Origin of the sequence: Myxococcus sp. AB025B (genome assembly GCF_006518215.1) — a bacterium.
In the GTDB taxonomy this organism is placed as follows: domain Bacteria; phylum Myxococcota; class Myxococcia; order Myxococcales; family Myxococcaceae; genus Myxococcus; species Myxococcus fulvus.
Window position 1 is genome coordinate 1 of record NZ_SRLW01000420.1, and the last position, 6731, is coordinate 6731.

7 protein-coding genes and 1 pseudogene are annotated in these 6731 nt (G+C 70.9%); 4 read left to right on the forward strand and 4 right to left on the reverse strand.

Annotated elements, in window-relative coordinates; all coding sequences use genetic code 11:
* Both FL311_RS39560 and FL311_RS39565 read right to left on the reverse strand, forming a co-directional pair.
* A partial coding sequence (locus FL311_RS39560) for a fused MFS/spermidine synthase (protein WP_194869566.1) occupies nucleotides 1-399 on the reverse strand: 399 nt, incomplete at its 3' end.
* A 133-nt stretch (nucleotides 400-532) separates the two neighbouring features.
* Nucleotides 533-1609 carry a folate-binding protein YgfZ gene (locus FL311_RS39565; protein ID WP_141332822.1) on the reverse strand — a complete coding sequence of 359 codons (1077 nt, stop codon included), beginning with the start codon at nucleotides 1607-1609 and terminating at the stop codon, nucleotides 533-535.
* Nucleotides 1610-1647: 38 nt separating this feature from the next.
* Between FL311_RS39565 and FL311_RS39570 the strand changes: the two genes are divergently transcribed.
* From FL311_RS39570 to FL311_RS39580, 3 genes are read left to right on the forward strand one after another with little or no spacing between them, the layout of a single operon-like run.
* Nucleotides 1648-1974, forward strand: a complete 327-nt coding sequence (locus FL311_RS39570) for a cupin domain-containing protein (RefSeq protein WP_141332823.1) — start codon at nucleotides 1648-1650, stop codon at nucleotides 1972-1974.
* Nucleotides 1971-3329 carry a thioredoxin domain-containing protein gene (locus FL311_RS39575; protein WP_141332824.1) on the forward strand — a complete coding sequence of 453 codons (1359 nt, stop codon included), beginning with the start codon at nucleotides 1971-1973 and terminating at the stop codon, nucleotides 3327-3329. Before FL311_RS39570 ends, FL311_RS39575 begins: the two co-directional genes overlap by 4 nt.
* A gap of 12 nt (nucleotides 3330-3341) precedes the next feature.
* Entirely contained in the window at nucleotides 3342-3728 is a 387-nt protein-coding gene (locus FL311_RS39580; protein WP_141332825.1) for a translation initiation factor, read from the forward strand.
* A 111-nt stretch (nucleotides 3729-3839) separates the two neighbouring features.
* On the opposite strand, the gene FL311_RS39585 is transcribed toward FL311_RS39580, so the two are convergent.
* Together FL311_RS39585 and FL311_RS39590 are read right to left on the reverse strand one after the other, a co-directional pair.
* On the reverse strand, nucleotides 3840-4844 hold the full coding sequence (locus tag FL311_RS39585) for an isocitrate dehydrogenase (NAD(+)) (RefSeq protein ID WP_141332826.1): 1005 nt from the start codon (nucleotides 4842-4844) through the stop codon (nucleotides 3840-3842).
* 133 nt (nucleotides 4845-4977) lie between these two features.
* Nucleotides 4978-5754 carry a DUF2270 domain-containing protein gene (locus tag FL311_RS39590; RefSeq protein WP_141332828.1) on the reverse strand — a complete coding sequence of 259 codons (777 nt, stop codon included), beginning with the start codon at nucleotides 5752-5754 and terminating at the stop codon, nucleotides 4978-4980.
* 188 nt (nucleotides 5755-5942) lie between these two features.
* On the opposite strand from FL311_RS39590, the pseudogene FL311_RS39595 reads away from it, so the two are divergent.
* Nucleotides 5943-6731 (forward strand): annotated as a pseudogene (locus FL311_RS39595) (PAS domain-containing protein); the annotation flags it as partial.

A 6731-nucleotide genomic window follows, 5' to 3' on the forward strand; every position in this document is an offset into this window, starting at 1 on the left:
CACCAGGAACGGCCCCACCGCGCCCAGCGCGAGCAGCGGCGGAATCGCCACCAGCACCACCAGCGCCACCCGCCCCATGGCCTCCATCGGCCTGCCCGTCATCACCGCCGTCGTGGCCCCTGGCAGCAGCACCCTCGCGAGGAAGGGCAGCGCCGTGAGCAGCAGCGCCGCCACGCCGAGCGCCACCCGGAGCGGCTCCAGCCTCGCGGCCCGGTCCGCCACCCTGCCGCCCAGGTGCGCCCCCAGCGCCAGCCCGCCCAGCACCAGGGAGATGAGCGCCGCCCACACCGGGGTGCTGCTCCCGAAGTAGGGCGCCACCAGTCGCGAGGCCGCCATCTCCGACGCCATCACCGTGGCGCCAGAGAGGAAGGACAACCAGGTCAGCGAGGAGGGCTTCATGGGCGGGGGCGCCAACAGCAAGCCCCGTTCCATATTCAACAGCCCGTAAGTCCGGGCCCCACGGGCAGACACACCGCGAGGCCCGCGACACCCCCGTCAGCGAGCCGTGGCCCGACTGACAGGATTGTCGTGCTCACCCCTTGAATGGCAGGGCGGCCACCTTCACCGTCTCGGGGCCCTGAGCCAGGGTCAGCTCGGTGCCGGGCTCCAGCGAGTCGCGGTGCACGTACCCCAGGGCCACCCGCTGTCCACCCTGCGCCGGCGAGCGCACCACGCTGGTGAGCCAGCCCACCTTCTTCTCACCCCGGCGCAGCTCCGTGCCCGGCGCCGCCTCCACGTCGCCCAGAAAGAGCCCCGTCAGCTTGCGGTTCATGTGCCCGCGGAAGGTGGCCCGGGCGATGACCTCCTGCCCGATGTAGCACCCCTTGTTGTACGAGATGGCGCTCGGGCCCAGGTCCGCCTCCAGGGGGATGGTGGTGTCCACCATGTCCTGCCCGTAGCGGGGCACCCCGGCCTCCACCCTCAAGAGCTCCAGCGTCTCGAAGCCCAGGGGCTTGAGGCCCAGGTCGGCGCCCGCCTGGCTCAGGGCCCGCCACACCGCCTCCAGGCCCGCGCGCGGCACCCACACGTCCACCCCGTGCGGCTCCAGCCGGGTGTTGCCCACCAGCAGGACGCCCTGCCCGGCCAGCGTCCCCGGGCGGGTGGCGTGGTGGGGCAGCGGGGCGAAGTCGGTGCCCAGTACGGCCGTGAGGAGCGCACCCGTCCGGGGCCCGAGCAGCCGCAGGAGCCCGTGGTCGGCCGTGGCCTCATGCAGCTCGGCGTCCTCGGAGATGAGGTATTTCTCCAGGAACTCCCGGACCTTGGCGCCGGTGCCGGGCTCCACGTCCACGAGCAGGTCCGCTTCCCGCTTGAGGATGCGGGCGTCCGCCACCATGGCCCCCTTCACGTTCACCAGGGCGGCGTAGGCTGCGGTCCCGACGGGGAGGTTGTTCACCTCCTGTGTCACCATTCCATGTAGGAAGGTGACCCGGTCCTCCCCGGTGATTCGGAGGACCTCACGATAGGAGGCATCGTGCAGGGCCACGGCCTCACGGGCGGCCTGGTAGGCGTCCTCGGCGTTCCCGTAGTCGGCCACGACCTCCCGGCCGCCCACCTCGAGGAAGCGGCCCCGCGCTTCTTCGTGAAGAAAATGCAGCGACAGCGGTTCCATGTCCGTCGCTATATAGAGGCGAAGGAGCGAATGCCACGATGGATGTGAAGCACCTGTCGTCCTTCCAGGACTTCTCCCCGGAGAAGCTCCGGAAGCACAACGTCTTTCAATCCGAGCGCTTCTTCCTGGATGTCTACTGCCTGGCGCCCGGGCAGGCCCAGAAGCCGCACCACCATGTGACCTCCGACAAGGTCTACGTCGTCCTCGAGGGCACCTGCCGCTTCCGCGTGGGTGCCGAGGAGGAGGTCCACACCGTGGGCGCGGCCGCGTTCGCCCCCGCGGGCGCCGAGCATGGGGTCACCAACGAAGGCCCCGCTCCCGCCCGACTGCTCGTCCTGATGACCCCGCCCCCGGAGCATGCATGAGTTCGAAGTCCTCCTCGAAGGCCGCCGTGGCGCTGCTGGTGCTGGGCGTGGCCGCGAGCGCCCTGTCCATCTTCCAGTGGAGCCAGCTGCTCACGCTGCGCGCCGGCGGCGCCACCGTGTGCGGCGTGTCCGACACGGTGAACTGCGAGACGGTGTGGAACTCGCCTTTCGCCACCCGGTTGCATGAGCTGTTCGGTATCCCCGTCGCCGGCCTGGGGCTGGTGTGGGGGCTGACGGTGGTGGCGCTGTCGGCGGTGTTCCTGGCGCGCGAGCGCTCGGGCAAGTCGGTGGCCCCGGCGTCGCAGGGGCTGAAGCTGACGGCGCTGGCGGGTGTGGCGTCGGTGTTCGTGTTCGCCTTCGCCAGCTACCAGACGGGCGTGGTGTGCCCCACGTGCCTGGGCACGTACGCGCTGGTGGCGCTCATCGCGGGCGTGGCCTTCAAGGGCCTGCCGAGCGTGGCGGGCGAGTGGGGCCCGGCGCTGGGCTGGACGGTGGGCGCCACGGTGCTGGTGTTCGTGGCGGTGGCCCTGCCGGGTCGCTCGCTGTCGACGCCCGCGCCCAAGGCGGGGGCGCTGCTTCCGCCCGCGCCCACGGAGACGACGGCGAACGCCACGACGGGGGCGGCGAGCGCGAACAGCTCGCCCGCGTCGCTGGAGGCGTACCTGAAGGGGCTGCCGATGGACCAGCAGCAGTTCATCTCCAACGCGCTGGCGATGTACCGCCGGGACACGCCGAAGCCCGCCGCGGCGCCGGCGCGGCGCCTGTATGGCCCGGCCACCGCGCCGGTGAAGATCGTCGAGTGGACCGACAGCAAGTGCCCCCACTGCAAGTCGTTGGTGGAGGAGCTGGCGGTGCTCAAGAAGCGCGTGCCGGAGGGCAAGCTGTCCCTGGAGGCGCGGCAGTTCCCGCTGGATGGCGCGTGCAACCCGGCGATGCAGCGGCGCGGGCCGGACGCCCCCACGGTGCGGTGCGTGGCGGCGAAGGCGCAGATCTGCCTGGAGGGCGCGTCGGACTTCTGGGAGCTGCGCGAGAAGCTCTTCGCGGCGCAGGCGATGCTGGACACGGAGCGGGTGATGGAGATCGCCTCGTCCGGTTCGATGTCCCGCTCTCAGCTGGAGTCGTGCCTGGCGAGCGCGGACACGGCGGCGAAGCTGCAGGAGGACACGTCGTACGCGCTGCGCTACCACTTCACCGGCACGCCGCTGGTGGTGGTGAACGGCCGTCAGGCGCTGCCGTCCGCGCCGTTCCTGTACGCGCTGGTGATGGCGGAGGGCAACCCGAGCGCGCCCGCGTTCGACGTGCTGCCGCCGCCGCGCGCCATGCCGATGGACGACCACGCGGGCCACAACCACTGAGTCCCGGACGCCATGGGCAAGCGTGACAAAAAGGACGCGCCCGCCGCGCCCCCGGCTCCGTTCCACAACCCCTTCGCCGCGCTGGCGGCGAAGCGGGAGGAGCTGCCGGTGGGGACGGTGGCGCCCGTGGCCGCGCCCCCGAGCAAGTCCGAGCCGAAGGGCCCGGCGCGCGCGGTGGTGCGCATGGAGCGCAAGGGCCGCGGTGGGAAGGAGGTCACCGTGGTGGAGCACCTGGAGCTGCCCGCGCCCCAGCGCGAGGTGTGGCTCAAGGCGCTGAAGAACTCGCTGGGCTGCGGCGGCGTGGTGGAGGACGACACGCTGGTGCTCCAGGGCGACCAGCGCGAGCGGCTCCCCGCGCTGCTCGAGGCGCGCGGCGTGCGCAAGGTGACGGTGGGCTGACGAGGCGGGCCCTTCCCTTCGCGGCTCGGTGGACGTCGTCCCCTGTCCACGAAGAAGCCCGGGCGCCTTCGACAGGCGGCCCGGGCTCGGGGTGTCACGGCTTCGTGACGACTACAGCGCGGCGATGATGGCGTCGGTGAACTCGCGCGTGGTGGCGCCGCCGCCCAAATCACCCGTGCGGACCTTGGCCTCGGTGTAGACCTTGTGGATGGCGTTCTCCATCCGGCGGGCCTCGTCGCGCAGGTCCAGGTAGTCCAGCATCATCACGGCGGACATCATCAGCGCCGTGGGGTTCGCGATGCCCTTGCCCGCGATGTCCGGGGCCGTGCCGTGCACCGCCTCGAAGACCGCCGTGCGCTCGCCGATGTTCGCGCCGGGCACCACGCCCAGGCCGCCCACCAGACCCGCGCACAAATCACTCACGATGTCGCCGTACAGGTTCTCCAGCACCAGCACGTCGAAGCGCGTCGGGTCCTTCACCAGCTGCATGCAGAGGTTGTCGATGATGACTTCCTCGTAGTGAATCTCCGGGAACTCACGGCCCACCTTGCGGCAGCAGTCCAGGAACAGGCCGTCCGACAGCTTCATGATGTTGGCCTTGTGGACGGCCGTCACCTTCTTGCGGCCGTGCTTGCGCGCGTACTCGAACGCGAACCTCGCGATGCGCGTGGAGGCCTTCTCGGTGATGATCTTCAGCGCCTCGACGACGCCCGGGACGATGATGTGCTCCAGGCCCGAGTAGAGGCTCTCCGTGTTCTCGCGCACCACCACCAGGTCCACGTTCTCGTAGCGCGTCTTCACGTTCGGCACGCTCTTGACGGGCCGCAGCGACGAGTACAGGTCCAGCCGCTTGCGCAGGCCGACGTTCGCGGAGGGAAGTCCGCCGCCCACCACCGTGCCCGTGGGGCCCTTGAGCGCCACGCCGCTGCGCAGCACCGCCTCCACCGACTCGTGGGGCAGGTTGGTGCCGTACTTGGCCACCACCTCCGTGCCCGCGTCCTTGTACTCGAACTCGAGGGGAACCTTGAGCGCCTCGAGGACGCGAATGGTGGCCGCCATCACCTCGGGGCCGATGCCGTCGCCATTGAGGACCGTAACAGTGCGCGTGTTCGCCATGGGTGCGGATTCACAGCACAAATCCCCTGCTCCCGGAAGAACGAAAACTTCCAGCCGGACAGGCCGGCACATGGGGGCCATGAGCATGCCGAACCCTTCGGGGCCACCCGGCCTGCGAGCGAGGGCCGGGGCCTCAGTGCTCGGACGCCGCGTCCGGGCGACGGGGGGCCCTGCGGGTCGGCCGGTGCCTGCGGCGGATGGCGTAGGGCCGGTAGAAGGACTCCCACAGCGCGGCGCGTCGTCCCCGGGGCCGGGTGCGCAGCTCGCCCAGGGGCGCCCGGATGAAGAACGAGGAGATGAACAGGTAGGCGGCGCCGATGGTGATGAGCGCCAGCACCGTCATGACCATGAACCCCGGTATCCACGCCACGTGGGCGCGGGCGACGAACTCGCCGAAGTCCTCGGGCGGCTTCGGGTGGCTGTAGACCTTGAAGAACCAGGTCATCATCAGGACCAGCAGGATGGGACCGTAGGTGCGGTTGAGCCGCGTGGAGATGGCGGACATCAGCGACAGCTGGATTTGCGGCCGGGACATCTCCACCGCCAGCTCGCGCAGGGCGTCCGGGTCCACCGGCTCGCGGCGCAGCATGGGGGCCCACCAGCCGTCCTCCAGCAGGCGCACCCGCCGGTTCCACAAGTCGTAATAGCGGTAGCGCCGGGCCTCGACGAGCAGGAAGGACACCACCATCCAGATGCCGACGAGGAAGGTGACGTGGGAGCTCTGCGGCGTGGCGAAGCCCAGCGAGATGACGGCGGCCGTCGTCGTCAGCGCCCAGTTGGTGGTGGTGTCCAGGCGCGTGCGCCAGGTGTCGGAGCGGCTCAGCTCGCCCCGGAAGAGCTGCGCCATGGCCTGCTGCGACAGCCATGGCGACTCCAGGAGGTCGTTCTTGATGGGCTCGTTGAGGGGCATCCGTTCCTGGAAGGTGGGCTGACGCGCCAGCGGGTGCAACGGCTCGCCCGGACGCCCGGGGGCGAGCACCACGGTCGGACCTTCGCGGGGCAGCCGACCGGGCGTGTCTGGACGGCGTCGGGAACGGGCAGGCGGGCGGGCGCCTGGGTGGCCATGGCGGGCGGCCATGCACACCTTGGCTTTTCAACGTGGCCCGTCTCGACCCCATCGAAGCCTTGTCGGAGCTGCTCCAGGGAGAGCAGGAGCGTGTGACGCGCCTGTGGGCGAAGCGTCTGCGCGCGGAGGTGTACGAGGTGGAGATTCCGGGCCGCGACTTGCGCGCTCCCCTGCGGCGACTGGTGGGGGAGATGGCGCGGCTGCTCAAGGACCGGGGCGAGGACGCGGTGCGGCTGTGGCCGGAGGTGGCGCGCTCGCACGGCGCGGACCGGTACACGCAGAACTTCGAGTCCGAGGACCTCACGCGCGAGTTCAAGTCGCTGGAGGAGGTGCTGCTGCACGTCTACGCGCGCCACCACGGTGGGTTGATTGAGCCCGAGGTGGCGGGCCTCATCGCGGAGCTGGTGTGGGAGGGGGACGCGGCGGCGCAGGCGTCGTACGCGCGCATCCTGAAGACGGAGGAGGTGCGCTTCCGGGAAGCGGCGGTGATGGAGTCGGTGCTCAACCACGTGGACGTGGGCATCCTCCTGGCGGAGGTGGACGGCACGGTGTCCTTCGCCACGCCTCCGGTGAGCCGGCTGATGGGCGTGCCGATGCGCGCGGTGGTGGGGGGCCGCGCGGTGAACACGCTGGCGCCGGTGCTGACGCAGGTGAACGCGCGGCACGCCTCGGGCGAGCCCTTCAAGGTCGCGGACATGCCCTTCGTGCGCGCGCTGAAGGAGCAGGGCCCGGTGCGCGGGGTGATGATGGTGGTGGAGCGCCCCGGCGGCGGCGAGGTGACGCTGGAGATGAGCGCCACGCCCGTGTGGGAGGAGGAGGGG

Coding starts and splice junctions, on each gene's coding strand:
- FL311_RS39590 (WP_141332828.1), bottom strand. CDS start 5,754: ATGCCCCTCAACGAGCCCATCAAGAACGACCTCCTGGAGTCGCCATGG.
- FL311_RS39575 (WP_141332824.1), top strand. CDS start 1,971: ATGAGTTCGAAGTCCTCCTCGAAGGCCGCCGTGGCGCTGCTGGTGCTG.
- FL311_RS39585 (WP_141332826.1), bottom strand. CDS start 4,844: ATGGCGAACACGCGCACTGTTACGGTCCTCAATGGCGACGGCATCGGC.
- FL311_RS39580 (WP_141332825.1), top strand. CDS start 3,342: ATGGGCAAGCGTGACAAAAAGGACGCGCCCGCCGCGCCCCCGGCTCCG.
- FL311_RS39570 (WP_141332823.1), top strand. CDS start 1,648: ATGGATGTGAAGCACCTGTCGTCCTTCCAGGACTTCTCCCCGGAGAAG.
- FL311_RS39565 (WP_141332822.1), bottom strand. CDS start 1,609: ATGGAACCGCTGTCGCTGCATTTTCTTCACGAAGAAGCGCGGGGCCGC.